Genomic DNA, 24,236 nt, shown 5'->3' on the forward strand with positions numbered 1-24,236 from the left:
ACCTCGCGCCGCATCTTGGGAGTCGTGCGTGTCGGCGGGGCCGGGAAGACGAAAGGGCGGAGCTACCGTGCCTCCCCTCCGGTCCGAGCAGTCCGGTCACGGGGATTCAGGCGTAGCTCCGCCCTGGTTTGTGACGCTACGTACTCGACAGGGCCCTGTCAACCACTGTCGGACGATAGCTGGTTATGCAGCCTCGGCGGCCTGGCGGTCGATGAGCCGGAGCACGTCCGCCAAGAGGTAGCGCCCGGCGCCGTCCGGGGCGATCCAGCCGCGCCAGCGCCACGTCCGCACTCGCCCAGCCCGCACCGGCGTCCCCCAGCTGCGCGTCTCCTGCTCGATCTCGGCAGGCGTGAGCCACGTCGACTCCAGCCACTCCCGCGCCGCGTGCACAGCCTCCGCACGGGACAGCCAGTCGCCGCAGGCAGGGCACTCCGCGGCCACCCGGTCGAACTCGCAGGAGACCAGCGTCCCGCACGCGCACAGCCCGAGCGGCACACGCGCCGGCCGCTCGATCCGGCTCATGACCGCCGCCTCCAGCTCGACGTACTCCGAGCCGAACGCCGCCAGGAACTCGTCCCGCAGCTCCAGCGCGTCCAGGTCCAGCGGCGGCGCCGAGCCGAAACCGGACTTCGTGCCGATCGCTCCCGGCCGAGAGGTCACCGCCTGACGGGCGACGACGTGATTGAGCAGCTCAACGATTTCGTACACGGGGCCTCCCTGACCAGGGCTGATTCCTCATGATCAGAGTAACTGGCTTTCGCAGATAGACGGTTACGTCAAGGTGCCAGTGTCAGCGGCGGCCGGCACACATCGCGGCCTGGGGTAGACCGTCGTCGCCGGACGGGTGCACGGGTGGTGCACGGGTAATGCACGCTTCCAAAGCTCCATCCGTGCACCCCATCGCCGCAGGTCAGCACAGGTGCGGCGGCCCAGGTGCACGGGTGCACGGGTTTCGGCGAGTTAGTAGCCCCCGTAGAGAGTGTGGATCAAGACCCCCTATGGCCGCCAACTGGAAAATACCTGTGCACCCGTGCACCCTGCCCCCAAATTGTGCCTCTGACCTGCGGTTTCAGGGGTGCACGGGTAGCCGGTCCCATCCGTGCACCATCCGTGCACCCGTGCACCCTGCCGTGCACCCCCGAGACGCCGACAGCCCCGCACGTGTGGCGTGCGGGGCTACTGGGCGGATGTGCTCAGTCGTCGGCCTTGATCAGGCTCCGTGCCGCGTCCTCGGTGAGGCGGATGCCGGTGCGGACCCGGCGGCGGGGCTTGCCTGTGCCCCAGCCGGTGCCGATGCCCTTCCCGGACAGCTTCTTGCCGAAGGCCACCATGTTCCCCCGGTCGGCGGGGGAGACGCCGGAGCGGTGGCACCAGTTGCTGAAGGCGTCCCACAGGTCGGCGGGGGTGGCGGTGTACGCGGCGTCCTGCTCGGCCTCCTCGGCCATCCACGTGTCGAGGACGGAGAGGCCGTCACGCAGCGCCAGGGTGGCTTTGACGACGGCGTCGGGCATCTCCAGCCCTTCTTCCTGGAAGGCGTCCCAGCCGTCGATGAGCCAGGCGAGCACGGCGTCTCGCTGCTCAACGCCGAACCGCTGGGCCAGGCTGGTGTCCTCTTTGGACTGCTCGACGCTCTCGCCGCAGGGCACGACCACCAGCCGCCGCCACAGCGGCTTGTCGGCGCCGTTGATGGTCGGCGGCTCGTTGGTCGCAATCCACGGCGTGAACGCGGGCTTGCGCTTGAGGAACTGGTCGGATCGCATCCCGCGCGCGCTCTGGGTCTCGTCGCCGATCAGCCGCTTGATCTGGTCGGCCGAGAGCTGCCAGCGGTCGGACGCCTCGGAGGTGTGCAGGAAGCGCGTGGGCAGCGCGTCGACGACGTCGGGGCGGGGCGCGTCGCTCTCCTTGGCGGCGAACAGCGAGAGGTTGAACGTGCTGGCGTGGTCGCCGAGCACGGCCCCGATGACCTCGACGAAGGTGGACTTGCCGGAGCTGGTCGGGCCCATCATGAAGACCATCAGCCGCTTGGTGTTGCGCCCCAGCAGGGAGTACCCGGCCAGCTTCTGCGCGTAGGCCCGCGTTTCCGGGTCGGGGATCACGTGCTCCACGAACTTCTCCCACTCGGCCGAGTAGGCGTCGGGGTCGTAGCTGGCGGCGGCCACGCGGGTGAGCCGGTCCACGCGGCGGTGCTCGCGCAGGGTGGCCTTGGTGTCCAGCTCGATGGTGCCGTTGGCCACGGTCAGCAGCTCGGGCCGGGCGTCGAACAGCTCGGGGTGGACGGCCAGGCCTTCGGAGCGGGAGAGGTTCAGCGCGCTGTTGATGACCCGGCCCTTGCGTGATTCGTGCTGGAACCGGCGCACGGCGGCCGCCCACTTCTCGGCGCCTTCGGCTTCCTCCTCGCTGGCGGCCTTGGCGCGGGCCTCGGCGGCGGCGACCTCGTGGGCGAGGCTACGCACGGTGCGCACGGACGCACCCTGTGCGCGGTGGTCGCCGTCGTCGGTACGCCAGCGGGCGCCGTCCCAGGAGATCCAGCCGCCGAGCGCCTTGGACCACGCGAGATCCGGCCCGCGCTGGACGACGATGCGTTCGGCGAGGCCCAGCTCGTCGAGGGACCGGCCGCTCTCGACGTCGCGCAGCAGCATCTGGAGGATCTGTGCGGGCGACAGGCTGGGCATCCGCCGGGCGTAGGGGTGCAGGGCGAGCAGCTTCTCCCAGTGCTCGGCGTCGACTCCGGCGTAGGCGAGGTGCTCCAGCAGCCAGCGGGCGCCGCTCTTGCCGTCGTCCTGCTCGGTGATCAGGTGCAGCCGGTCGGCGAGGTCGGCGAGGGCATTGGGCTTGCCGAGCGTTGCCCACGAGTCGATGGGCAGGCTGGCCGTGGCGGCGCGCCACTCCTGCGGCGTGGTCATGCCGTCACCCACTTGCGAGCGATCGCGCCGTCGGTGGTCATCCAGCCCTGGAGCGTGATGACCTCGGGGAAGTTGTGGTTGGGGTCGGTGGCGCAGTAGCGCCGCTTCATGCCGAAGTCGTCGGTGGGCTCGATCTCGGCCCAGGTCTCGCTGAAGGTGCGCTCACGCTCCATGCGGGTGTCCTGGAGGGCGAAGTCCGCCAGTTCGTGGGCCTTGAGGGGCCGCTCGAACCCCTCGCCGCGCAGCTCGACCAAGGTCCGGTAATCCTCGGCGAGGGTGAGCCGGGTGGGCAGGCTGCGGACACAGTCGTGGTGCCAGCCGGGCAGGGGCCCGGTTTCGGCTTCGCAGCGGCAGCCGATGCAGGCTTCGGTGTTCGTGTTCATCGACGGTCACCTGCCTGGCGCCGCTTGCCGGCGGGATGGCGGGCGATCGACTGCTCGATCGCCTGGTCGAGGACTCCTCCTACCACCCGTAGTGGCGTAGAGTGGAGCTGACCACCATTGCTGGTAGAGAACCGCTCGACGCCGTCCCGGCCTTCACCCGGGGCGGCGTTCTCTTCGTTGGTCATCAGGCCGCACCACCCTCGGCGGCGCGGACGACCGGGCGGAGCAGGCTGGCGAGCCGGTCGCGCTGTTCCGGCTTGAGCTGGTCGATCGGCGGAGCGGCGTCAACGACGGCGCGGACGCTCGCGAGGTACTTTTCGGATCGAAACTCGCGCCGGGCGGCGCAGGTGATGGGGTGATCGGGGCCGTGGTCGCGCGTAGAGGCAGCCAGCCTGCCACGCGCTTGCCTTGCCTCGGCAGAGACCGCGAGAGGACGGGACATGGGGACTCCGGACAGCTCGAAGTACCCGCCCGTAGCCCTCCTGGGCATGAGGTGGGAGGAGCGCTCGGAGGCACCCTGCCTGATTTCACGCGCACGGCCTGCGGTCGGATCACGCTTCCGACGGAGCGTCTAACGTCTTTGAGACTTTACACGATCTCGATCAACGACGCCGCGACCTTGGTCGCGTGTTGTGCTGCAATTCCAGCAGCGCCAAGGGAAACTCTCGTTTCCCTACCGCAGCCAGCGCGTCGAGCATCTCGCTCAGCTGGCTCCTGCCGAACCTGGCGTCGCGAGTGCACCCAGGACACCAGAGGCGCCAAGCTTCGGACATGGCGTACATGCCACCGACCGCTCGATCACCGCCTCGACGGACCAGGTCATCAGGGTTCGCCGTATCCCTGGCCCCGAGCAGGACCCACTCCCCCTCATCGACGATGCGGCGAAACGTAAAGGTGATCGGGTGCTTGTGCAGGCAGTTGCGCTTAGGCGTTTCGGCAGCATCGTCACAAATGATTTTGACTTCAGCGTCGTACTCCCGCCCTGCACGCGGGTTGTAAGGTGCATCCTCCGGCTCGCTCACGCATCCACCTTCCGCGTCGTCACCCGGTCCTCGACCGGCGCCACCTGGTATCGGATCGGATTCGGCTTGAGCCGCAGCTCGCCGAGGATCTCCGGCACGAACAGCGTCCGTGCGACTTCCCGCTTGGCCTCGATCGGCGTCTCGTCCCGCCACGCCGCCATCGTCCGCTCCCCAAGTCCGACCAGCGGCCGCAGCACGCTGGGGGTGGTGGCATCCCTCTCGTCCTGCTCAAGGTTTTTCACGCGCTCGACAAGACCAGGCTCGACGATCATCCCCGTCTCCACCGACATCGCGCCCGACTTGAGCGCGGCCCGCAGCTTCGCCAGCTCAGCGCGTGCCTCGGCCAGCTTGTCAGCGATCTTTGCCAGCGCCTCGTCCTCGGCCTCGCCAGAGCGCCGCAGCCAGGTGGCGACGTCGTCACGCATCAGCCAACCCACGATCACGTCCGTCGCCCATTCATCCAACACGGCCTCGCCGATCGACGCGCAGCCGTGCTTCTGGCACGAGTAGAGCGGCTTCGGCTTCTGGGCTCGGATGATGATCAGGAAGGCGCCGCAAGGGTCGCAGCGCGCGATGCGCGAGAGCAGGTGCCGGGCTCGGCCGTCGCGCGAGGTGTGCCGCTCGGGGTCGGTGATCTTCTTGAAGACGCGGTAGTAGAGCGCCTTGCTGACGATGCCGGTCCACGTCGCGTCCACCAAGGTCGCGGGGCCGGCGTCGGGCCGCTTCCCTCTCCGGTTCGGGTTGTGCTCGCGCAGCCCGGCGTAGGCCGGGTTGATCGCCAGCCGCCGGAGGTGCTGCTGGCTGAACGGCGTGCCGGAGTCGTTGACGATGTCCCGGGCCTCCCAGTCAGCTGCGATCGCGCGGAACGAGACGCCCGCGTCGAGGCGCTTGAACAGCTCCTCGATCAGCGGGGCCTCGTCAGGGTGGTGCAGCTGCTCGACCAGCTCGCGGGTCTTCGGGTCGTACAGTCGCGTCCAGCCGAAGCCGAGGCGGCCGTGCGGCTTCCCCTTCGCCGCCTGCGCGGCCGCGGTGCGGCGGCCGCGGGTCGAAGTCTTCGCGCTCTCGTACTCGGAATCGACAGCGTCCTCCAGCAGGGAACGCCGGTCACGAGGGTTGGCCGGGTCGTACACGCGGCCGTGGGTGGAGACCAGCACCTTGATGCCGCGCTCTTCGAGCAGGTCGAGCATGGTGGCCCACTCGCCAACCTTGCGGCTGCCCCGGCTGGACTCCCAGAGGACGAGGTGGTCGCCGCCGAACTGGTCGGCTTCGAGGTCGGCGATCAGCTGCGCGAAGTCCTCGCGGTCCCGCTGGGCGTACCGGCTGGCCGAGCGGTCGGAGTCGCAGTACGGCTCCCCGAGCGTGATGCCGAACCGCTCGGCGCCGGTGACGTTCTCGTCGTGCTGCTCATCGGTGCTCGTGCTCCGGCCGAAGGGGTCTTTGGAGATCCGGAGGTACTCACGACCGAAGTTTTGCCTGGTGAGAGCCATGTGTGCTAAGTTATCACTCCCAAGCTATCTCCGACGACAGCGTGCGGTGCACCGGGCACTTGTCGGCGATCAGCATGAGCCGGGCGCGCTGATCGTCGTCGAGGTCGCCTTCGAGCTCGATCTCACGGCTGATCCGGCTGAGCAGGCCGCGCTCGGTTTCGCACCGTTCGCAGTCCTGGGCGTGGATGCGGTCGTGCCGCAGCCGGACGGTCGCCCGGGTCAGCGGGATGCCCTTGCGGTCGGCGTACATCCGCAGAGGGACGCCGTCGTGACCTGCTGTGTGTAGGTGCCGTCGCCACTCGCGGTGACGACGACGGTGCCGGGCGCGGGGTGGTCCATCGGCCTTGAAGTCCTTTCGACGACGCCCACGAGACGGGACGCCGCCGATCCGGACATCCGGCGCATTCCCAAGACGCTGCGGATATCGTATCTTCTGCTGCGGGTGGGTCACCGGGTCGCCGTCCGCGCCCGGCTGCCGCAAAGGGGGTGCGCGTGGCTACCAGGCACTTGCCGATGCGCCCGGCCGACCAGGGCGGCCGGGAGCGCTACCTCGACGCGGCGCTGTCGGTGCTCGTGGACCGCGGGGTTCCCGGGCTGACCGTGCGCGGCGTGGCCGAGGCGGCCGGCGCGTCGACGCTCTCGGTCTACGCCCGCTTCGGCGGCCGCGCGGGCCTGCTCGACGCCCTGTACGAACGCACCTTCGACTCGTTGCGGGAGCTGCTGGAAGGCCTGCCGCCGTCGAGCCAGGACGGCGTCGCGGACCTGCTGCACCTCGCGCTGGAGTACCGGCACTTCGCCCGCGAGAGCCCGACCCGCTACGCGTTGATGTTCGAGCGCCCGGTGCCCGGGTTCGACCCGGACCCGGCGCTGCGGTCGGCGGTGCTGCGGACGACGTTCACCCTGTTCATCGCCCGCGTCCAGCGGGTCTCCCCACCCGGGGCGGACGCCCGGTCGGCGGCCTACCGGCTGTGGACGGCCATGCACGGCCTGGTCGGCGCGGAACTGATGATGGCCTCGCGGCGGCCACTGCCCGACTGGTTCATCCCGCCGACCGACGAGGCGAACGAACAGATGTACCGCGACGGCGTCACCGCCATGATGACCGGCCTCGGCCTGCGCAACCCCTGACCCGGACAACCGAGAACCCCCGGCCCACGAGGGGCCGGGGGTTCTCGTTCAGCTCAGCGAGCTGGTGCTCACGCACCACCGGAGAGCTTTTCGCGGAGCGCCGCGAGCTGCTCGTCGGAGGCGAGGGTGCCACCGCTGCTCTTGGAGTCGGCCGGGGCCGAGCCCGAGGTGTAGCTTTCCGCGCCACCCTCGATGCCGGTCGCCGCGTCGGCCGCCGCTTCGGCGTCCGCCTCGACGGCCTTCACGACCTGCTTCATGTGGGCCTCGTAACGAGTGTGCGCCTCGGCGTACTGGCGCTCCCACTCCTCACGCTGCTTGTCGAAGCCTTCCTGCCACTCCTGGGTGTCCGGGTCGAAGCCTTCGGGGTAGATGTAGTTGCCCTCGGCGTCGTACTCGGCGGCCATGCCGTACTGGGTCGGGTCGAACTCGGTGTCCGGCGTGACGCCCTCGTTCGCCTGCTTCAGCGACAGCGAGATGCGACGGCGCTCGAGGTCGATGTCGATGACCTTGACCATGACGTCGCCGTTGACCTGGACGACCTGCTCCGGGATCTCCACGTGGCGCTCGGCCAGCTCGGAGATGTGGACCAGGCCCTCGATGCCCTCTTCGACGCGCACGAACGCACCGAACGGAACCAGCTTGGTGACCTTGCCCGGCACGATCTGGCCGATCGCGTGGGTGCGGGCGAACTGGCGCCACGGGTCTTCCTGGGTCGCCTTCAGCGACAGCGAGACGCGCTCGCGGTCCATGTCGACGTCCAGGACCTCGACCGTGACCTCCTGGCCGACCTCGACGACCTCGGACGGGTGGTCGATGTGCTTCCAGGACAGCTCGGAAACGTGCACCAGGCCGTCGACGCCACCCAGGTCCACGAAGGCACCGAAGTTGACGATGGACGACACGACGCCCTTGCGGACCTGGCCCTTGGCGAGCGCGTTGAGGAACTCGCTGCGCACCTCGGACTGGGTCTGCTCGAGGTAGGCGCGGCGGGACAGGACCACGTTGTTGCGGTTCTTGTCCAGCTCGATGATCTTCGCCTCGAGCTCGCGGCCGACGTACGGCTGCAGGTCGCGCACGCGGCGCATCTCGACCAGGGACGCGGGGAGGAAGCCGCGCAGGCCGATGTCCAGGATGAGGCCGCCCTTGACGACCTCGATGACGGTGCCCTTGACGGGCTCGTCCTTCTCCTTGAGCTCCTCGATCGTGCCCCAGGCGCGCTCGTACTGCGCGCGCTTCTTGGACAGGATCAGACGGCCTTCCTTGTCCTCCTTCTGGAGGACCAGGGCTTCGACCTCATCGCCGACGGTGACAACCTCAGCCGGGTCGACATCGTGCTTGATGGAGAGCTCACGCGAGGGGATGACACCCTCGGTCTTGTAGCCGATGTCGAGCAGGACCTCGTCGCGGTCGACCTTGACGATCGTGCCTTCGACGATGTCGCCATCGTTGAAGTACTTGATCGTCTTGTCGATAGCCGCGAGGAAATCTTCCTCCGACCCGATGTCGTTGATGGCGACCTGCGGGGCCCCGGTGGGGGCGGTCGGGGCGGTGGCGGTGTCGGTGGTCATTAGGCGGGTTGCTCCGGTGGATGGGAATCGAGGGTTGGCAGTTGTCGGCGCGATGGGGAGCATGCGGCGACCCTGCAAGCAAACGTCCACCAGTGAACGACCGCGGCATGACCCCGCATACGGTGCGCGACCCGAGTCCCAACCAGAAGCTGAGCGGAAGGCAGCGCGAACCCACTGCGCTAACACTTATCCTACGCGGCAGCCGCTAGGCGGCACAATCAGGGTCCCCCTGGCTCGCTAAGGTCCTCGCGGAAGCAAACGCACGCACGAGGACGCAGGTGGAGCGCGCGGTGAACGCGGGCGGGCCACCGGGACCGGAGACACCATCATGCCAGCGGAGCAGGCCCCCGCGCCGGGGCGCCACGACGCCGCCGAGCACCGGCTGGGCACCGCGGCGGTCGCCTACCGCGCGGTCGGCGGGCCGGAGGCCGCGGCCGCGAACCTCGCCTGGTGGGACGCCGACGCCGACGACTACCAGGCCGAGCACGGCGGGTTCCTCGGCGACGCCGACTTCGTCTGGTGCCCGGAGGGCGTCCGGGAAGCGGAGGCGCGGCTGCTCGGCGACGTCCGGGGCAAGCGGGTGCTGGAGGTCGGCTGCGGGCAGGCCGCGTGCGCGCGCTGGCTGGCCGCCGAGGGCGCCCACGCCGTCGCGACCGACCTGTCCGCCGGCATGCTCCGCCACGCCCGCGACGGCAACACGCGCACCGGCCTGGCCGTCCCGCTCGTGCAGGCCAACGCCGAGCACCTGCCGCTGGCGCCGGGCAGCTTCGACGCGGCCTGCTCGGCCTTCGGCGCGATCCCGTTCGTCGCGTCGGTGGACGCGGTCTTCGCCGAGGTGCACCGGGTGCTGCGGCCGGGCGCGCCGTGGGTGTTCTCGGTGACGCACCCGATGCGGTGGATCTTCCCCGACGACCCCGGCCCGCAGGGGCTCACCGTCACCCAGCCGTACTTCGACCGCACGCCGTACGTCGAGGTCGACGACGAGGGCACCGCCACCTACGTCGAGTACCACCGCACCCTCGGCGACTACGTGCGCGCGCTGGCCGCGGCCGGGTTCACCCTGACCGACCTGGTCGAGCCCGAGTGGCCGGCGGGGCACACGCGGGTGTGGGGCCAGTGGAGCCCGCTGCGCGGCAAGCTGTTCCCGGGCACCGCGATCTTCCGCACGCACCGCTCGTGACCACGCTCGAGGCGCAGCAGAACGCGCGGTTCGCCGCGCTCGACCCGCTGCTCCCGCCGATCGCGGCCCCGCCGTCGCCGTCGAACGAGCCGCTGGTGTTGACGGTCGGCGGGCGCAAGGCAGGCGGCCTGCTGACGCACGTCGTGCACGCGCCGGATTCCTGGCCGGCGCTCTGGGGCCCCTCGGACATCCACGACCTGACCGCGGTGCCGGGCGACAGTGGGGCGGCGGGCCTCGCCGCGCTGCTGGGCGCGTGGCGCGACCGGCTGCGCGGGCGGCCGTCGGGTCCGGATTCGGCCTGCTCGCTGACCTGGCCGAGCCGCGACGCCGAGGCGTCCGCGGTGCTGCTGGCGCACGGGTTCGCGCCGATGACGTGCCTGGCCGTGCGGGCCGCGGACGCACCCGGCGGCCCCGGGACGGCGCCGGTCACCGTCCGCCGGGCCGGGGATGGCGACGTCGACGCGCTGACCGAGCTGCGGCTGGCCGAGTGGCGCTACACCTCGCTGGTCGGCGCCGCGGTGCCGCGGCCGGGGGCCCGGGCGTTGCTGCGCGCGGAGGTCGCCCGTGCCCTGCGCTTCAGCGGGCTGGTCTGGCTCGCGGAGGAGGACGGCGGCGTGCCGGCCGGCCTGGCCTCCTGCTCGCTGGTCTCGGCCACGCCGGGCAACTCCATCCACGGCAGGCTGCTCCCGGGCCGCTGGGGGTACGTCGACACGGTGTCGGTCGCCCCCGCGGCCCGCGGCGGCGGGGTCGGCCGGGCGCTGATGGCGGTGGCGCACCGTGAGCTGCTCGGGTACGGCGTGCGCGGGACGTTCCTGTTCTACCACCCGGCGAACCCGCTTTCGCCGGTGTTCTGGCACCGGCAGGGCTATCGTCCACTGTGGACCATGTGGCTCCGGCGTCCCGCCTGGTCCTGACCGCGCGATCCGAGGGGAAACCATGGACATCTCCGAGCCTCTGCGCGCGGCGCACCGGGCCCGCTTCGCCGCCGTCGACGCACTGCTGCCGCCGGCCGCGCCACCCGCCGACGGCGAGCGCCTGGACGCGGCGACCGCGGACGGCACCCAGGTCACCGGCGTGCTGCAGCGGCAGCGGCTGGCGCCCGGCGACGTCCCGATGCTGTGGTCGGCCGCCGACACCTGGCAGCTGTTCCCGTACGTCGGCGACACCGGCACCGAGGGCATGGACCTCCTGCTGCGCGCGCTCAAGGGCCGGCTCGAGACGGAAGAGACCGGCGACGACTCGGCGTGCCTGGTCGTCTGGCCCAGCCGGGACGCCGAGGCGATCCGCGCCTTCCTCGACCACGGTCTCGTGCCGCTTTCCGCGGTCGGCGTGCGCACCGCGCCCCCGCCCGAGGCCGCCCCGGAGGTGGCGGTCCGGCGCGCCGGCCCCGGCGACTTCGACGCGGCACTCGAGCTGGCGACGGCGACGTTCGACTACACCGGGCTCGTCGCGGCACCGCGCCGGGGCAACACGGCCGCACTGCTGGCGCCGTCCCTGCGGGACGCACTCGCCGCCGACGAGCCCGCCGTCTGGCTGGCCGAGGCGGACGGCGAGCTGCGCGCGTTCGCGCACTGCGCGTGGCTGGACGCGGTCCCGGGCAGCGAAGCGGGCGAGCTGCTCCCGCCGGGACGCTGGGGGTACGTGAACAACGTCGTGACCGCCCCCGGCGAGCGCGGCGGCGGGTTCGGCCGGGCACTGATGGCCCACGTGCACCGCGAGCTGCACCGCGGCGGCGCGACCCGCACGTACCTGTACTACAACCCGACCAACCCGCTGTCTTCGGTGTTCTGGCACCGCCAGGGTTACCGCCCGCTGTGGACGACCTGGGAGGTACGCCCGGCGGCGGCGCTCCGGTGAGCCCGAGCCGCCCGCCCCGGCGGCACCCTCGTCCGGGGAGGCGGCTTCCGGCCACCGCGGTCCCCAAACACCCCCATCGGGCACTGCCGGGCTGCGCTGCCGTCGCCGGGATGCGACAGTCGGCCGTGCCGCCGCCGCGCGCCCTTCCGGTGAACCACCCACAAGTGTGACGTGCGTCCGGTGATCTTGCCGCCAACTCCCGCCAAGACTAGTTTTTGAACTGACCGGTCAGTTCAAAAGTTCGCAAAGCGGGAGAAACCGTGCAGGTCCGAGCCGATCGGGTGTCCCTCGAGGGACACCACGGCACCTTGTTGCCGCCCACCTCACTGACCGTCGGCGAGGGCGACCTGGCGATCGTGCACGGCGAACCCGGCGTCGGTGTCACCGCGTTCGGCCTCGCGCTGGCCGGGCGGCTCAAGCCGACCACCGGCACGGTGCACGCCGAGGGCGTCGACGCTCCGCTGACCGAGCTCGTCGCCGTCGTCGACGCCCCGGGTGTCAGCGAACCGGACGACGCGCTGCCGCTGCGCGTGGTCGCCGGCGAGGAGCTCGCGCTGGCCCACCGCCCGGCGGGCAAGGAGGACGTCGCCCGGTGGCTCGCCGCCCACGACGCCGCGCCGTTCGCCGGCACGCGCTTCGAGAACCTCTCCCCCGCTCTGCGCACGCGGCTGCTCACCGAACTGGCCGCCGAGCGCAAGGGCGTCCGCCTGCTCGTCCTCGACACCCCGGACCGGCACACCAGCGACGTCGAGAGCTGGGCCGGGCCGGCGCGCGAACTGGCCGGGCGCGGCCTCGCCGTCGTCGTCCTGACCGCGACGACCCCGCCGTCCGCGCTGCCCTTCACCCCGGCGCAGATCGGCGCGGCCGAACAACCCGCGCCACAACACTGCGCTCCCCCCGAAGCTCCCCCCGAAGCTCCCCCCGAACCCACCGAAGAGCTCACCGAGAGCACTGACGGAGTCCCCGAATGAACGCCTTCCGGATCGCGCGCAACGAGCTGCGCCGCCTCTCCACCGGCACCCTGCCGAAGCTCGCGCTGGTGGCGCTCGTGCTGGTGCCGCTGCTCTACGCGTCCTTCTACCTCTACGCGAACTACGACCCGTACGGCCGGCTCGACAAGCTGCCCGCCGCGGTCTTCACCAGCGACACCGGCGCGAAGGAGGCCGGCGGCCAGCAACGCAACGTCGGCCGCGAAGTGACCGACGAGCTCGTCAAGTCCGGCACCTTCCAGTGGCACGAGGTCTCCGAGCAGGAAGCCCGCGACGGCGTCCGCGACGACAAGTACTCGTTCGCGATCGGCATCCCGAGCGGCTTCTCCGCCGCGCTGCTGTCGGTCGGCAACTTCCAGCCGCAGCAGGCGACCATCACGCTGACCACCAACGACGCCAACAACTACCTCTCGGGCACGATCGCGAAGCAGGTCGCCGAGCAGGTCCGCAAGACGATCGCGGAGAAGGTCGGCAGCGAGGCCGCGGACCGGTTCCTGGTCGGCTTCTCCACGATCTACGCCAAGATCCAGGAAGCCTCGACCGGGGCCTCGCAGCTCGCCGACGGCGCCACGCAGCTCAAGTCGGGCCAGCAGCAGCTGGCCGACGGCGCGGCGAAGCTCGCCGACGGCTCGTCGACGCTGGCGACCGGCCTGGGCACGCTCAAGAGCGCCACGGCGTCCCTGCCTTCGCAGACGCAGCAGCTCGCGAACGGTGCTTCGCAGGTGGCCGCCGGGGACCAGAAGGTCGCCGACGCCGCTTCGATCGCCGCGACGGCGTCGTCCGACATCCAGGGGAAGCTCGACTCTTACCGCACCCAGCTCGTGACCGACCTGCGTGACGCCGGCGTGCCGGAGACCCAGGTCCAGGCGATCGTCGAGCGGGCCGACCAGCTGCGCTCCCCCGTCGACCAGGCGAACAGCAAGATCCAGCAGGCCAACGGCGACCTCGCGAAGCTGGCCGACGGCGCCCGCCAGGTGTCCGACGGCGCGGCCAAGCTCGCCGCGGCGTCCCCGCAGCTGGCGAGCGGCATCGCGCAGGCGTCCGACGGCGCGAACCAGCTGAAGGACGGCGCTTCGCAGCTCAACGACGGCGAGAAGACCGCCGTCACGGGCACGAACCAGCTCGCGGACGGCGCGGTGAAGCTGCGTGACGGGCTCGCGGCCGGGCTCAAGCAGATCCCGAACCCCGACGACCCGACCCGCTCGGCGACGGCCAGCACGATCGCGGATCCGGTGGCGGTGAACGCCAACGGCGAGGCGTCGGCGGGGACGTACGGCGCCGGCCTCGCGCCGTTCTTCATCTCGCTGGCCACCTGGATCGGCGCGTTCGTGCTGTTCCTGATCCTGCGCCCGCTCTCGACGCGCGCGCTGACCGCGGGTGCGTCGCCGTTCCGGGTCGCGGTCGGCGGCTGGCTGTCTTCGGCGCTGCTCGGTGTCGCGCAGGTGGTCGTCCTGTTCGGCGCGGTGACGTGGCTGGTCGGCATCCACATCGCCCACCCGCCGGCGGCGATCGGGTTCGCCGTGCTGGTGTCGCTGACGTTCACCTCGGTGGTGCACGCGCTCAACGCGTTCTTCGGCGCGGTGGGCAAGTTCCTCGGCCTGGTGCTGCTGGTCCTGCAGCTGGTGAGCGCGGGCGGCACGTTCCCGTGGCAGACGATCCCGGACGCGCTGTACCCGCTGCACGTGGTCCTGCCGATGGGGTACGCGATCGACGGTTTCCGCCACCTGTTCTACAGCGGCGCGACCGTCCAGATCCTCGGTGACATCGGCGTGCTGCTGGCGTACCTGGTGGGCGGGATCCTGGTGTCCACATTGGCCGCGCGCAAGCGTCGCGTTTGGACGGTGTCCGCGCTCAAGCCCGAGCTGAGCCTGTGAGCAGCGCGACGAAGCAGAAGCTCTTCGAGGCGACTTTGGAGCTCTCGAAGAGCCGGGGCCTGGTGGGCCTGACGGTCGACGAAATCGCGGCGGCGGCGGGCGTCGCGAAGGGCACGGTGTACTACAACTTCGGGTCGAAGGACGGCTTGGTCGACGCGTTGCTGCGGTACGGCGTGGACATGCTGGCCGGGCGGTTGCGCTCGGCGGTGACCGAAGCCGATCCACTGGACGTGATCGAGGCGCAGGTCGACACGACGCTGGAGTTCATCGCGCGGTATCCGGGGTTCTCCCAGATCCTGGTCAGCGAGCTGTGGCGGACGCCGGGCCAGTGGCACGGGACGCTGTCGCTGCTGCGCGAGGAGATCATCTCGATCGTGAAGCAGCAGTTGTCGCGGCTGGAGGCGGCGGGAAGGCTGCCCGACGGCGTGGAGATCCCGACGGCGGCGGCGGGGTTGTTCGGCACGATGCTGGTGGTCGCGCTGGACTGGCAGGTGTTCGGACCGCACCGGACCCGGGCCGAGGTGCGGGACGCGGTGATGGTCCTCATCCGCGGCCTGGGCCGCCGCTGACGCCAAGCCTGCTCCGCTCCGCGCCGCTCCGCTCCGCTCCGCTCCGCTCCGCGCCCGCCCGCCGAAGCGCCCCAATGTGGCCTTGGTTGCGTTGAACGCACCGAAGGCCACCTTGGGTGCGTTGAACGCACCGAAGGCCACCTTGGGTGCGTTGAACGCACCGAAGGCCACATTGGGGCGCTTGGGGCCTGGGGTCCGGCGGGCCGCAGGGTCAGCCGCGGTCCTCGATGCGGGCCCGGACCGCCGCCGCGTACGTGTCGACCGCTGTTGCCGCGGCCGTCAGCTCGCACGGGCCGTCGATCAGCAGCCTCTTCGCCGGGATGTACGCCTGCTCGATCTCCGGGTCGCCCACCAGCCCGTACTCGCGGGCCAGCTCGACGTCACCCGCCAAGCGGGTGCGCAGCTCTTCACGGCGGGCGACCAGCCCGTCGAGCACCGCCCGCTGACGGCGGCCGTCCTCGACCGCCGGGGCCACCGCGTGCTCGTGGCCGTCGATGTGGCGCTCCACCCACTCCGCGTCGCCGTCCACCTCCGCCGACCGAAGCTGCTTCAGCGCGCCACGCAGCCTCTGCGCCCGGGCCGGCAACATCGCGACGCCCGTGAAGCGGGTCGCCACGCGGAGCTGGTACGCCTCGATCTCCGCCAGCTCCGCCACCGCCTGGGTGAGCACCTCCAGCCGGCCGGCCAGGTCGTCCGGGGCCGGGCGGGCCTGGCCCGTGCTCGCCCGCACCGCCGCGACCCCCGGCGAAGACTCCTCGCGGAAGCCGAGCAGCAGGCGCAACCCCAGCTCGGACGCGCGGCCGGCGAGCGGGGCGAGCACCTCGCCGACGAGCCGGTCGGGTTCCGCCGAATCGTCGATCGCGTCGACGACCAGCGTGCGGCCCGCGACGCCGGTGGTGAGCCGGTCGGCGATGCGGTGGCGGACGGCGTCCGCCGTGCGGCCGGTCGCGTCGACCGCCAGGTCGACGCTGCCCGGCGGCGGCGTCTCGCCGAGCGCCGGCGGCAGGCCGGGCACGCCGAGAGAACGTTCCCGGTCGGCGAGCACGATCCCGAACCGCAAAGCCGCGGCGACGGGCGAACCGGCCTCACCGGTGTCGACGACCCAGACCGTCCCCGGCTCGGCCTTCGCGAACCAGTCGGCGACGCGCTGCACGAACGAGACGTCGACGGCCTCGCCGACCGGACGCGAGAAGCTCGCGTCGACGGCCGGGCTGCCGGACGTCCAGATGCTCAGCTGCGGCAGGTGGCCGAGCATGGTCTCGACGGGCACCATCCACGTGCCGGTGTCCTTGCCGACGACCATGCCGACGACGTGGCCGGTCGCCTCGTCGATCACCGCCGTGCCACCGAAGCCGGGGCCGAGCGGTTCGGCTTCGGCCGTGCGGAAGAGGCGGACCCACTCGCCGCCGGTCTGCTCCGGGCCGCCGAGCCGGGCGAGCGTCCACCGGCCGACCGAGCCCGGCGGGAACCCGAACGCGCGGACGAGCTGGTGCTCGCCAAGCGGCATGCGGTGCAGCGGGGCGCGGAACACGCGGGATTCGGGGCGCTCCAAGCGGAGGAGGGCGAGATCGCCGTGCCCGCCGCCGTCCGACGGCACCCAGCAGCCTTCGACGACGGTCGCGGTCCCGGGCATCGCCTCGGCCAGGCCGACGAAGTCGACGCTCAACGCGGATCGCGGGCCGCCGGCGGTCTCGACGACGTGCGCGCTCGTGAGCACGTGGTACTCGTCCAGTACCGTCCCCGCGCCGCACACCCGGCCGAGTTCGTCGTGCAACCGGACCCGCCAGCGTCGTCGCTCACGCTCGAACCCCATTCGGCGGACCCTACGCCGTGATCGCCACGCGCCGCCGCCGACCTCCCTACCCAGCGGTAATAGCTCACCCGAACGGAGTCCTCCGTTCGGCACAACGCGCGTTCAGAAGCGGCCGAACACGCGACTGCCGGGTGCGGCCGGGTCGTCGCCCGCCCAGAACTCGAACCAGTGCCGGGTGAACTCGTCGCGGGACAGGCCGCCGTCGCCGTCGGAGTCGAGGAGGGCGAAGACGTCGTCGGACGGTGCGCCGACGCCGTTCCACGCCGCGATGAGGCGGTCGTACTCCGCGGCGGAGATGACGCCGTCGCCGTTTTCGTCCACCGCCTCGAACATCGCCTCCGCCGTGCCGGTGACGGCGTCCGGCATCGACGGCAGTGCGTCGACGACCTGGAGCACCTGGTCGAGGCTGACCTTGCCGCCACCGCCCGCGGCGTCGTCGAGGGTGCCCCACCAGCCCATCATCACGGCGGCGAGCTGCTGCCCGGCCGGCGTGCCCGCGTCCGTGCCGCGGAGGCCGAGCCACCGCGCGGTGAGTGCCCGGAAGTCGGTCTCCGTCAGGAACCCGTCGCCGTCGGCGTCCATGGCACCGAAGACGCCGGAGATCTTGCGCCGCTGGAAGTCACTGGCCATGTCGCCCAGCATCGCCGCACCGTGCGACGCCCGGCGCCGTCCGCCCGAGTGCTCCCGCGCCACGACCCGGTGATCCGGGTCGTGACGCTCAGCGACCTGCTTGAGGGGATCCGGGTGGCGAAGCCCCGGAGGTCACGGTCAGTGCGCGGCTTCGTTCCACGACCGGCCGTAGCCGACCGACACCTCGAGCGGCACCGCCAGTGCGTACGCCGAGCCCATGCCCTCGCGCACCAGCTTCTCCAGCCGCTCCTGCTCGCCGTCCGCGACTTCCAGCACCAGTTCGTCGTGGACCTGCAGCAGGATCCGGCTCTTCAGCTTCGCCTCGACCAGCGCGCGGTGGACGTTGAGCATCGCGACCTTGATGATGTCCGCCGCGCTGCCCTGGATCGGGGCGTTGAGCGCCATCCGCTCGGCCATCTCGCGGCGCTGGCGGTTGTCGCTGTTGAGGTCCGGCAGGTAGCGGCGGCGGCCGAAGATCGTCTCCGTGTACCCGCACTTCGCCGCTTCGCCGACCACCGAGTGGAGGTAGTCGCGCACGCCGCCGAAGCGGGCGAAGTACGCCTCCATCTGCTCCTTGGCTTCCTCGGTGGAAATCCGCAGCTGCTGCGAAAGCCCGTACGCCGACAGCCCGTACGCCAGCCCGTACGACATCGCCTTGACGCGGTAGCGCAGCTCCGGCGTGATCTCCTCCGGCGGCATCGAGAACGCCCGCGACGCGACGAACGTGTGCAGGTCCTCGCCGCTGTTGAACGCCTCGATGAGCCCTTCGTCCTGCGACAGGTGCGCCATGATCCGCATTTCGATCTGGCTGTAGTCCGCGGTCATCAGCTCGGTGAAGCCTTCGCCGACGACGAAGGCGTCACGGATGCGGCGGCCTTCCTCGGTGCGGACCGGGATGTTCTGCAGGTTCGGCTCGGTCGAAGACAGCCGCCCGGTGGCCGCGATCGTCTGCAGCAGCGTGGTGTGGATGCGGCCGTCGTCGGCGACCGACTTGATCAGGCCCTCGACCGTGGTGCGCAGCTTCGTCGCGTCCCGGTGCTCCAGCATGTGCTGCAGGAACGGGTGCTCGGTCTTCTCGAACAGGCCCTGCAGCGCCTCGGCGTCGGTGGTGTAGCCGGTCTTGGTGCGCTTGGTCTTCGGCATGCCGAGCTCGTCGAACAGCACGACCTGCAGCTGCTTCGGCGAGCCGAGGTTGATCTGCTTGCCGATCACCGCGTACGCCTCTTCGGCGGCCTGCGTGACCCGCGAAAGGTAGTGCGCTTCCAGCGAAGTCAGCTGCTCGAGGTCGACGGCGACGCCGGCGATCTCCAGCTCGGTGATGACTCCCAGCAGCGGCAGCTCCAGCTCGGCGAGCAGCTTCGCGCCGCCGATCTGCTCCAGCTCCTTCTCGAGCGCACCGGCCAGCTCGAAGATCGCCCGGGCCTTGACCAGCTCGTCCTGGATCTCCTTCTGCTCCAGGCCTTCCGCGCCGCCGTCGAGCAGCGACAGCTGCCCGTCGCCGCCGTCGGTCTCCGAGCGCAGCTCGCGGTGCAGGTAGCGCAGCGCGAGATCGTCGAGCTCGAACGTGCGCTGCCCGGGCCGCACCAGGTACGCCGCCAGCGCGGTGTCCGTGGTGAGCCCGGCGACGGCCCAGCCGCGGGCGCGGATCGCGTGCAGCGGCACCTTGAGGTCGTGGCCGATCTTGCGGGTCGCCGGGTCGGCGAGCCACGCGGCGAGTGCCGCGTCGTCGGCTTGGTCCATCGCCGTGACATCGACGTACGCGCCTTCGCCGTCGGCCGTCGCGAAGGCGATCGCGCGCAGGTCGGACCGGACCGACGTGCCCACGGCGCGGAAGGACAGGGCCACCGGCTCGCCCGCGCCGGCGTGCGCGGTCAGCCACGCACCCAGCGCCCCCGGGGCGAGCGCGGCCCCCGAGACCTCGAAGCCTTCGTCGGCCTCCGGCTCGGCGCTCTGCAGCGTCGCGAACAGCCTGTCGCGCAGGACGCGGAACTCCAGCTCGTCGAACAGCGCGTGCACCGCCTCGCGATCCCACGGGCGCAGCTCCAGCCCGGACGGCGCGACTTCCAGCTCGACGTCCCGGATCAGCTCGGTCAGCTGGCGGTTGAGCTGGACCTCGCTCAGGTGCGCCCGCAGCGCGTCCCCGACCTTGCCCTTGACCTCGTCGACGCGGTCGATGAGGTCGCCGAGCGAGCCGAACTGCCGGATCCACTTGGCCGCGGTCTTCTCGCCGACGCCCGGGATGCTCGGCAGGTTGTCCGACGGGTCGCCGCGCAGCGCGGCGAAGTCCGGGTACTGCCGCGGGGTGAGCCCGTACTTCTCCTCGACGGCGTCCGGCGTGAACCGGGTCATCTCCGAGACACCGCGCTTCGGGTACAGCACGGTGACCTGCTCGGTGACCAGCTGCAGCGCGTCGCGGTCGCCGGTACAGATGAGAACGTCGAAGCCGTCGGCCGTCGCCTGCGTCGTGAGCGTGGCGATGATGTCGTCGGCCTCGAAGTTCTCCTTGACCAGCGACGGGATGCCGAGCACGTCGAGGACTTCCTTGACCAGGTCCACCTGGCCGCGGAACTCGTCCGGCGTCGAGCTGCGGTTCGCCTTGTAGTCGGCGTACGTCTCCGAGCGGAACGTCTTGCGCGAGAGGTCGAACGCCACCGCCAGGTGGGTCGGCGCTTCGTCGCGCAGGAGGTTGATGAGCATCGAGGTGAAGCCGAACACCGCGTTCGTGACCTGGCCGGTCTTCGTCTTGAAGTTCTCCGCGGGCAGGGCGAAGAACGCGCGGTAGGCCATGGAATGACCGTCGATCAGCAGCAGCTTCGGCCGCTCGGCGGTGGCGGTGGTTCCTGTGGCGTTGGCAACGGTCGTCTTCTCACTCGGGCTCACGAGGCCGAGTCTAGGCTGAGGGTCCGACACTCTTACGTGTCGCATAGGAAGAGGAGCGTTGCGTGACGGACGGTGCCGCCCACATCGACGTGGACCGGCTGGCGGGCATCGACCCGGCAGCTTCGGACCAGCAGCTGAACGACAAAGTCGGCATGCAGCTGATCGAGGCCACGGCGGAGCGCGTCGTCGGGACGATCCCGGTCGAGGGCAACCTCCAGCCGTACGGGCTGCTGCACGGCGGCGCGAACGCCGTGCTCGCCGAGGCGCTCGGCTCCACGGTCGCCGCGCTCAACGCGGGCCCGGGCCGGGCGGCGATGGGCCTGGAGCTGTCGTGCACCCACCACCGGGCCGTCCGCACGGGCAAGGTGACCGGCGTGGCGACGCCGCTGCACGTCGGCCGCGGCACGATCACCGCGGAGATCGTGCTGACCGACGACGAGGGTCACCGCACCTGCACCGCCCGGCTCACCTGCGTGGTCCGGGACCGCCCGCCGGGCGCCTGAGGCCCGTGGACCTCGACGTCGCCCAGGTCCGGGCGTTCGTGGTGACCGCCGAGCAGCGCCACTTCGGGCGGGCCGCCCAGACGTTGTTCCTCACCCAGCAGGCGTTGTCGAAGCGGATCCGGAAGCTCGAAGACACCCTCGCGACGCCGTTGTTCCTGCGCACCCCCCGCTCGGTCGAGCTGACCGCCGACGGCGAACGGTTCCTCCCGCACGCGCGCGAACTGGTGCGGGTGGCCGACGCCGCGGTGGCCGCGATGGGCGCCGAGGACCGGCCGCTGCGCCTCGACCTCGTCGACCCCCGGCTCTCCCCCATGTTCCTGCTGCGCCGGCTGGCCGCCCACGAACCGGGGCTGCGCATCGACCGGGTCGCCGGCCGCGGGTTCGCCAACGCGATCGACCCGCTGCTGTCCGGGGAGCTCGACGCCGCCTTCGGCCGGGTGGCCGGCTGCGGGCGGCCGCTGCCGGAAGAGCTGGAACACCGGCCGGTCCGGCTCGAGCCACTGGTCGCGCTGCTCGCCCCGGAACACCCGCTGGCCGGGCAGGACGTGCTGCGCCTCGACGAGCTGCGCGCCGACGGGATCTGGCTGCCCGGGCTCGGCGGCCCGGCCGAATGGCTGTCCTACCTGAAGGAACTGTGCGCGGAGTTCCGCGTGCCGATCGACGACTCCGGCGTCAGCTACGACCTGCGGCACACGCTCGAGCAGACGCGGTACGGCAAGCGGCGCGTCACCCTGGCCGGCGCCGACATGGAGCTGGCACCGGACCTCAACCTGAAGGTGCTGCCGTTCGAGCCGTCCCCGTTGTTCCCGTGGTCGCTGGTCTGGCGGCGGGGCAAGGCGCACCCGGCGTTGCGGCGGCTGCTGGCCGTCGCCGGGCGCACCAGCCGCGAAGAGGACTGGTGCGCCTACGACCCGGAGCACGCCTGGCTGCCGGAGGCCGACGTCAGCCTCGCAGCCGCCGCGCGAACCACTCGGTGAACGCGGCGTCGACCCCGGCCGCGGCCGCCGTCCCCGGCGGGAACTCGTGCGCCATCCCGTCGACCGTCACCAGCTCGGTCCCCAGCTTCGCGCGCAGTGCCTCCGCCGGCTCACGCACGGCGATGTCGTCGGCCGCCCCGGTGACCAGCAGCAGCGGCGCGGACAGCTCGGCGGCCCGGTCCAGGTAGTCGTGGCGCGCCGCGACCGCGCGGGACCGCTCGGTCCACGAGTAGGTCACGCCGAACCGCCGCTCGTTGGCGGCGATCACCGGTGCGAGCTGGACGACCGGGCTGGCCACCGCCGCGGCCGCGATCCCGGCGTCGCCGCGCGCCAGCACCTCCAGCGCCACGATCGCCCCGGCCGAGCCGCCGAACACCCCGAGCGGCCCGGTCGCGCCCGGCAGCCGGTCGCGCAGTTCGGCCAGCGCGGCCGGGAACTCGTCCGCCGCCTGCCTGGTCACCGGCTCGAAGACGTTCAGCACGGCGTCCTCGCTCGCGCGCCGGAAGACCTCGTCGTGGCCGCCCTCGGGCAGCCGCGCCCCGGAGAGCGGGAGCCCGAAGTACACGCGCCACGCCTGGAGGGCCGCCATCGGGACGGCTTCCGCCATCGCGCGTTCACCGGCCGGCGCGTCCATCAGGTGCCAGCCCGCCACCAGCGCCGCCGGCACGCCGGGGTCCACCGGCGGCACCGCCACGAACGGCACCCCCGCCGCGACGCCCTCGATCATCTCGCCCATCCGTCTCTCCCTGTCTCTCGGCTGCCTCCAGCGAACCGCCGGGGAGGGGTGCGGGTCCAACAGCCGTTCCGGCGGCCACGACAACCGATGGTTGTGACGACCGGGCCGCGGCGGGCGGCCTTTCGGGCAGACCTGCCGCGGGGGGTGGTCCGTCCAGCCGCCCGAACCGGACGTAAGGTGCATCCCTACGGCGGTGCCCAGCACCCCCGCGGTCCCGTCAGGGTGAACAGCGAGTCATGGGAAACCGGCCACGGTCCGGTGGCCGAAATGGGCGATGACATACCGGTGAAACACGGCTGTCACCCATTCGCATAACGAGCGCCGATACTTAGCAGCGCTGCGTGACCAGGGGCGGGCCACAGGGAAACATCATTCGGCTTTTCGTGCAATTCGCGTCGGTTGCGATCGTCACGATGTGGACACAGAGTAGTGAGGCCGCCTGTGCACAAGACGGGCGAGAGGGATATCTTCCTGCCCTAACCTAGCCCCTGTGTCGGGGGCAACGCCTACCGGCGGCTGGTTGGTCATGGGAGGTAGTCGGTGTCAGGAGTGCGTTTTGGACGGGTTCTCGCCCTCGCAGCGGCGACGTCGCTCGCGCTGGCGGGCTGCGCCGGTGGCGGCGGCTCGTCCAGCAACAGTGGTGACGGAAGCACGCTGAAGATCGGGTTCATGGGCGACCTGACCGGGGAGAACTCCGGGATCGTGATCCCGCCCAACAACGGCGCCAAGCTCGCCATCGACGAGTACAACGCCACGAACCCCAAGGTGAAGCTCGAGCTGAAGAACTACGACAGCCAGGGCAAGCCGGAGCAGGCCACCTCGCTGGTCCAGACCGCGATCGGGACGGACAAGATCACCGCCCTCATCGGCCCCGCGTTCTCCGGTGAGTCGAAGGCCGTCGGCGGTGTCCTCGAGCAGGGCAAGATCCCGAGCGTGTCGCCCTCGGCGACCAACCCGGGCCTCGCCGCGAACGGCTGGAAGTACTGGCACCGCGTCGTCGCGAACGACAACGACCAGGGCCCGGCCATCGCGAACTTCCTCATCACGGCGAAGTCGCCGAAGAACGCGTACGTCATCTCGGACGACCAGGAGTACAGCGTCGGCCTGGCGGACGCCTTCGAGAAGACCTTCAAGGAAAAGGGCATCACGACCGAGCGCGACAAGTTCGCCAAGGACGCGTCGGACTACTCCTCGACGGTCCAGAAGGTCAAGGCCGCCAACCCGGACGTCATCGCCTTCGGTGGGTACTACGCCCAGGGTGGCCGTCTGCTCAAGCAGCTCCGCGACGGCGGCGTGAAGGCCATCTTCGCCACCGGTGACGGTTCGCTCGACCCGCAGCTGGTCTCCGGTGCCGGTGCCGCCGCGGCCGAAGGCGCCGTCATCGGCTGCCCGTGCAACATCCCGGACGCCGGCGCCGCCAACGAGTTCGCCACCAAGTACAAGGCGAAGTTCAACGTCGACCCGGCGATCTACGCCACCGAGGGCTACGACGCCGCGACCGCCATCATCAACGCGGTCAAGGCCGGCAACACCACCGGTGAGAAGATCAACGACTACCTGAAGACGGAAGACTTCAAGGGCGCGTCGAAGCAGATCAAGTTCAAGGAAAACGGCGAGCCGCAGACCAACGCGATCTACGTGTACCAGGTCGTCGGCGGGGTCATCAAGAACCTCGGCGCTTCGACCGAAGCCAAGATCACCGGCTGACGGAGCTAGACACACCTAACGGGAGCGGGG

23 protein-coding genes are annotated in these 24,236 nt (G+C 71.2%); 10 read left to right on the forward strand and 13 right to left on the reverse strand.

What is annotated here, in order from left to right; all coding sequences use genetic code 11:
• Positions 1-183 precede the first annotated feature (183 nt).
• The 8 genes from ACLJQE_RS38435 to ACLJQE_RS38470 all read right to left on the reverse strand — a co-directional run bounded on the left by ACLJQE_RS38435 (position 184) and on the right by ACLJQE_RS38470 (position 6,045).
• Complete coding sequence (locus ACLJQE_RS38435; RefSeq protein ID WP_410644520.1) at positions 184-708, reverse strand: hypothetical protein; 525 nt, start codon at positions 706-708, stop codon at positions 184-186.
• A gap of 485 nt (positions 709-1,193) precedes the next feature.
• The gene (locus tag ACLJQE_RS38440; RefSeq protein WP_410644521.1) at positions 1,194-2,903 is read right to left on the reverse strand and encodes a phage/plasmid primase, P4 family; all 1,710 of its coding nucleotides are present in this window, start codon (positions 2,901-2,903) and stop codon (positions 1,194-1,196) included.
• A complete protein-coding gene (locus tag ACLJQE_RS38445; protein ID WP_410644522.1) occupies positions 2,900-3,286 on the reverse strand; it encodes a hypothetical protein in 387 nt (128 codons plus the stop codon). The genes ACLJQE_RS38440 and ACLJQE_RS38445 overlap by 4 nt, the downstream gene beginning before the upstream one ends.
• Positions 3,283-3,471: a hypothetical protein gene (locus tag ACLJQE_RS38450; protein ID WP_410644524.1), complete on the reverse strand. Its 189-nt coding sequence runs from the start codon at positions 3,469-3,471 to the stop codon at positions 3,283-3,285. The genes ACLJQE_RS38445 and ACLJQE_RS38450 overlap by 4 nt, the downstream gene beginning before the upstream one ends.
• The gene (locus tag ACLJQE_RS38455; RefSeq protein WP_410644526.1) at positions 3,471-3,728 is read right to left on the reverse strand and encodes a hypothetical protein; all 258 of its coding nucleotides are present in this window, start codon (positions 3,726-3,728) and stop codon (positions 3,471-3,473) included. The genes ACLJQE_RS38450 and ACLJQE_RS38455 overlap by 1 nt, the downstream gene beginning before the upstream one ends.
• A gap of 160 nt (positions 3,729-3,888) precedes the next feature.
• Positions 3,889-4,308: a hypothetical protein gene (locus ACLJQE_RS38460; protein WP_410644527.1), complete on the reverse strand. Its 420-nt coding sequence runs from the start codon at positions 4,306-4,308 to the stop codon at positions 3,889-3,891.
• Positions 4,305-5,795 (reverse strand): recombinase family protein, encoded by a 1,491-nt coding sequence (locus ACLJQE_RS38465; protein WP_410644528.1) that lies wholly within the window; start codon positions 5,793-5,795, stop codon positions 4,305-4,307. Before ACLJQE_RS38465 ends, ACLJQE_RS38460 begins: the two co-directional genes overlap by 4 nt.
• 13 nt (positions 5,796-5,808) lie before the next feature.
• Complete coding sequence (locus ACLJQE_RS38470; RefSeq protein ID WP_410644530.1) at positions 5,809-6,045, reverse strand: OsmC family protein; 237 nt, start codon at positions 6,043-6,045, stop codon at positions 5,809-5,811.
• A 263-nt stretch (positions 6,046-6,308) separates the two neighbouring features.
• Between ACLJQE_RS38470 and ACLJQE_RS38475 the strand changes: the two genes are divergently transcribed.
• Positions 6,309-6,923 carry a TetR/AcrR family transcriptional regulator gene (locus ACLJQE_RS38475; protein WP_410644626.1) on the forward strand — a complete coding sequence of 205 codons (615 nt, stop codon included), beginning with the start codon at positions 6,309-6,311 and terminating at the stop codon, positions 6,921-6,923.
• A gap of 68 nt (positions 6,924-6,991) precedes the next feature.
• Here the strand turns inward: ACLJQE_RS38475 and rpsA are convergent, their stop codons facing one another.
• Positions 6,992-8,491 carry a 30S ribosomal protein S1 gene (gene rpsA / locus ACLJQE_RS38480; RefSeq protein ID WP_410644532.1) on the reverse strand — a complete coding sequence of 500 codons (1,500 nt, stop codon included), beginning with the start codon at positions 8,489-8,491 and terminating at the stop codon, positions 6,992-6,994.
• 328 nt (positions 8,492-8,819) lie between these two features.
• On the opposite strand from rpsA, the gene ACLJQE_RS38485 reads away from it, so the two are divergent.
• From ACLJQE_RS38485 to ACLJQE_RS38510, 6 genes are all read left to right on the forward strand, one after another.
• The gene (locus ACLJQE_RS38485; protein WP_410644533.1) at positions 8,820-9,671 is read left to right on the forward strand and encodes a class I SAM-dependent methyltransferase; all 852 of its coding nucleotides are present in this window, start codon (positions 8,820-8,822) and stop codon (positions 9,669-9,671) included.
• On the forward strand, positions 9,668-10,585 hold the full coding sequence (locus ACLJQE_RS38490; protein WP_410644535.1) for a GNAT family N-acetyltransferase: 918 nt from the start codon (positions 9,668-9,670) through the stop codon (positions 10,583-10,585). Before ACLJQE_RS38485 ends, ACLJQE_RS38490 begins: the two co-directional genes overlap by 4 nt.
• Positions 10,586-10,607: 22 nt before the next feature.
• Positions 10,608-11,528, forward strand: a complete 921-nt coding sequence (locus ACLJQE_RS38495; RefSeq protein ID WP_410644536.1) for a GNAT family N-acetyltransferase — start codon at positions 10,608-10,610, stop codon at positions 11,526-11,528.
• A 260-nt stretch (positions 11,529-11,788) separates the two neighbouring features.
• Positions 11,789-12,499, forward strand: coding sequence for an ABC transporter ATP-binding protein (locus ACLJQE_RS38500; protein WP_410644537.1), 711 nt, complete (start codon positions 11,789-11,791; stop codon positions 12,497-12,499).
• A complete protein-coding gene (locus ACLJQE_RS38505) occupies positions 12,496-14,391 on the forward strand; it encodes a YhgE/Pip family protein (protein ID WP_410644538.1) in 1,896 nt (631 codons plus the stop codon). Before ACLJQE_RS38500 ends, ACLJQE_RS38505 begins: the two co-directional genes overlap by 4 nt.
• Positions 14,388-14,960, forward strand: a complete 573-nt coding sequence (locus ACLJQE_RS38510; protein WP_410644539.1) for a TetR/AcrR family transcriptional regulator — start codon at positions 14,388-14,390, stop codon at positions 14,958-14,960. Before ACLJQE_RS38505 ends, ACLJQE_RS38510 begins: the two co-directional genes overlap by 4 nt.
• A 211-nt stretch (positions 14,961-15,171) precedes the next feature.
• Here the strand turns inward: ACLJQE_RS38510 and ACLJQE_RS38515 are convergent, their stop codons facing one another.
• From ACLJQE_RS38515 to polA, 3 genes are all read right to left on the reverse strand, one after another.
• Positions 15,172-16,773, reverse strand: a complete 1,602-nt coding sequence (locus ACLJQE_RS38515; RefSeq protein WP_410644540.1) for a trypsin-like peptidase domain-containing protein — start codon at positions 16,771-16,773, stop codon at positions 15,172-15,174.
• 102 nt (positions 16,774-16,875) lie between these two features.
• Positions 16,876-17,415, reverse strand: a complete 540-nt coding sequence (locus ACLJQE_RS38520; RefSeq protein ID WP_410644627.1) for an EF-hand domain-containing protein — start codon at positions 17,413-17,415, stop codon at positions 16,876-16,878.
• A gap of 126 nt (positions 17,416-17,541) precedes the next feature.
• The gene (gene polA, locus ACLJQE_RS38525) at positions 17,542-20,283 is read right to left on the reverse strand and encodes a DNA polymerase I (RefSeq protein ID WP_410644542.1); all 2,742 of its coding nucleotides are present in this window, start codon (positions 20,281-20,283) and stop codon (positions 17,542-17,544) included.
• A gap of 62 nt (positions 20,284-20,345) precedes the next feature.
• Between polA and ACLJQE_RS38530 the strand changes: the two genes are divergently transcribed.
• Positions 20,346-20,786, forward strand: coding sequence for a hotdog fold thioesterase (locus ACLJQE_RS38530; protein ID WP_410644543.1), 441 nt, complete (start codon positions 20,346-20,348; stop codon positions 20,784-20,786).
• Between the two features lie 5 nt (positions 20,787-20,791).
• A complete protein-coding gene (locus ACLJQE_RS38535) occupies positions 20,792-21,763 on the forward strand; it encodes a LysR family transcriptional regulator (protein WP_410644545.1) in 972 nt (323 codons plus the stop codon).
• Here ACLJQE_RS38535 and ACLJQE_RS38540 read toward each other — a convergent pair.
• The gene (locus tag ACLJQE_RS38540) at positions 21,729-22,499 is read right to left on the reverse strand and encodes an alpha/beta hydrolase family protein (protein ID WP_410644546.1); all 771 of its coding nucleotides are present in this window, start codon (positions 22,497-22,499) and stop codon (positions 21,729-21,731) included. The genes ACLJQE_RS38535 and ACLJQE_RS38540 overlap by 35 nt on opposite strands.
• 549 nt (positions 22,500-23,048) lie before the next feature.
• Between ACLJQE_RS38540 and ACLJQE_RS38545 the strand changes: the two genes are divergently transcribed.
• Positions 23,049-24,206 (forward strand): branched-chain amino acid ABC transporter substrate-binding protein, encoded by a 1,158-nt coding sequence (locus ACLJQE_RS38545; RefSeq protein ID WP_410644547.1) that lies wholly within the window; start codon positions 23,049-23,051, stop codon positions 24,204-24,206.
• Positions 24,207-24,236: the final 30 nt, after the last annotated feature.

It is taken from the genome of Amycolatopsis sp. lyj-346 (assembly GCF_046548975.1).
In the GTDB taxonomy this organism is placed as follows: Bacteria; Actinomycetota; Actinomycetes; order Mycobacteriales; family Pseudonocardiaceae; genus Amycolatopsis.

Excerpts from the sequence above, each read along its gene's own strand:
- ACLJQE_RS38450 (WP_410644524.1), bottom strand. The coding sequence starts at position 3,471 with ATGACCAACGAAGAGAACGCCGCCCCGGGTGAAGGCCGGGACGGCGTC.
- ACLJQE_RS38515 (WP_410644540.1), bottom strand. The coding sequence starts at position 16,773 with ATGGGGTTCGAGCGTGAGCGACGACGCTGGCGGGTCCGGTTGCACGAC.
- ACLJQE_RS38455 (WP_410644526.1), bottom strand. The coding sequence starts at position 3,728 with ATGTCCCGTCCTCTCGCGGTCTCTGCCGAGGCAAGGCAAGCGCGTGGC.
- ACLJQE_RS38470 (WP_410644530.1), bottom strand. The coding sequence starts at position 6,045 with ATGTACGCCGACCGCAAGGGCATCCCGCTGACCCGGGCGACCGTCCGG.
- ACLJQE_RS38520 (WP_410644627.1), bottom strand. The coding sequence starts at position 17,415 with ATGCTGGGCGACATGGCCAGTGACTTCCAGCGGCGCAAGATCTCCGGC.
- ACLJQE_RS38445 (WP_410644522.1), bottom strand. The coding sequence starts at position 3,286 with ATGAACACGAACACCGAAGCCTGCATCGGCTGCCGCTGCGAAGCCGAA.
- ACLJQE_RS38485 (WP_410644533.1), top strand. The coding sequence starts at position 8,820 with ATGCCAGCGGAGCAGGCCCCCGCGCCGGGGCGCCACGACGCCGCCGAG.
- ACLJQE_RS38475 (WP_410644626.1), top strand. The coding sequence starts at position 6,309 with ATGCGCCCGGCCGACCAGGGCGGCCGGGAGCGCTACCTCGACGCGGCG.
- ACLJQE_RS38465 (WP_410644528.1), bottom strand. The coding sequence starts at position 5,795 with ATGGCTCTCACCAGGCAAAACTTCGGTCGTGAGTACCTCCGGATCTCC.
- ACLJQE_RS38540 (WP_410644546.1), bottom strand. The coding sequence starts at position 22,499 with ATGGGCGAGATGATCGAGGGCGTCGCGGCGGGGGTGCCGTTCGTGGCG.
- ACLJQE_RS38495 (WP_410644536.1), top strand. The coding sequence starts at position 10,608 with ATGGACATCTCCGAGCCTCTGCGCGCGGCGCACCGGGCCCGCTTCGCC.
- rpsA (WP_410644532.1), bottom strand. The coding sequence starts at position 8,491 with ATGACCACCGACACCGCCACCGCCCCGACCGCCCCCACCGGGGCCCCG.
- ACLJQE_RS38440 (WP_410644521.1), bottom strand. The coding sequence starts at position 2,903 with ATGACCACGCCGCAGGAGTGGCGCGCCGCCACGGCCAGCCTGCCCATC.
- ACLJQE_RS38505 (WP_410644538.1), top strand. The coding sequence starts at position 12,496 with ATGAACGCCTTCCGGATCGCGCGCAACGAGCTGCGCCGCCTCTCCACC.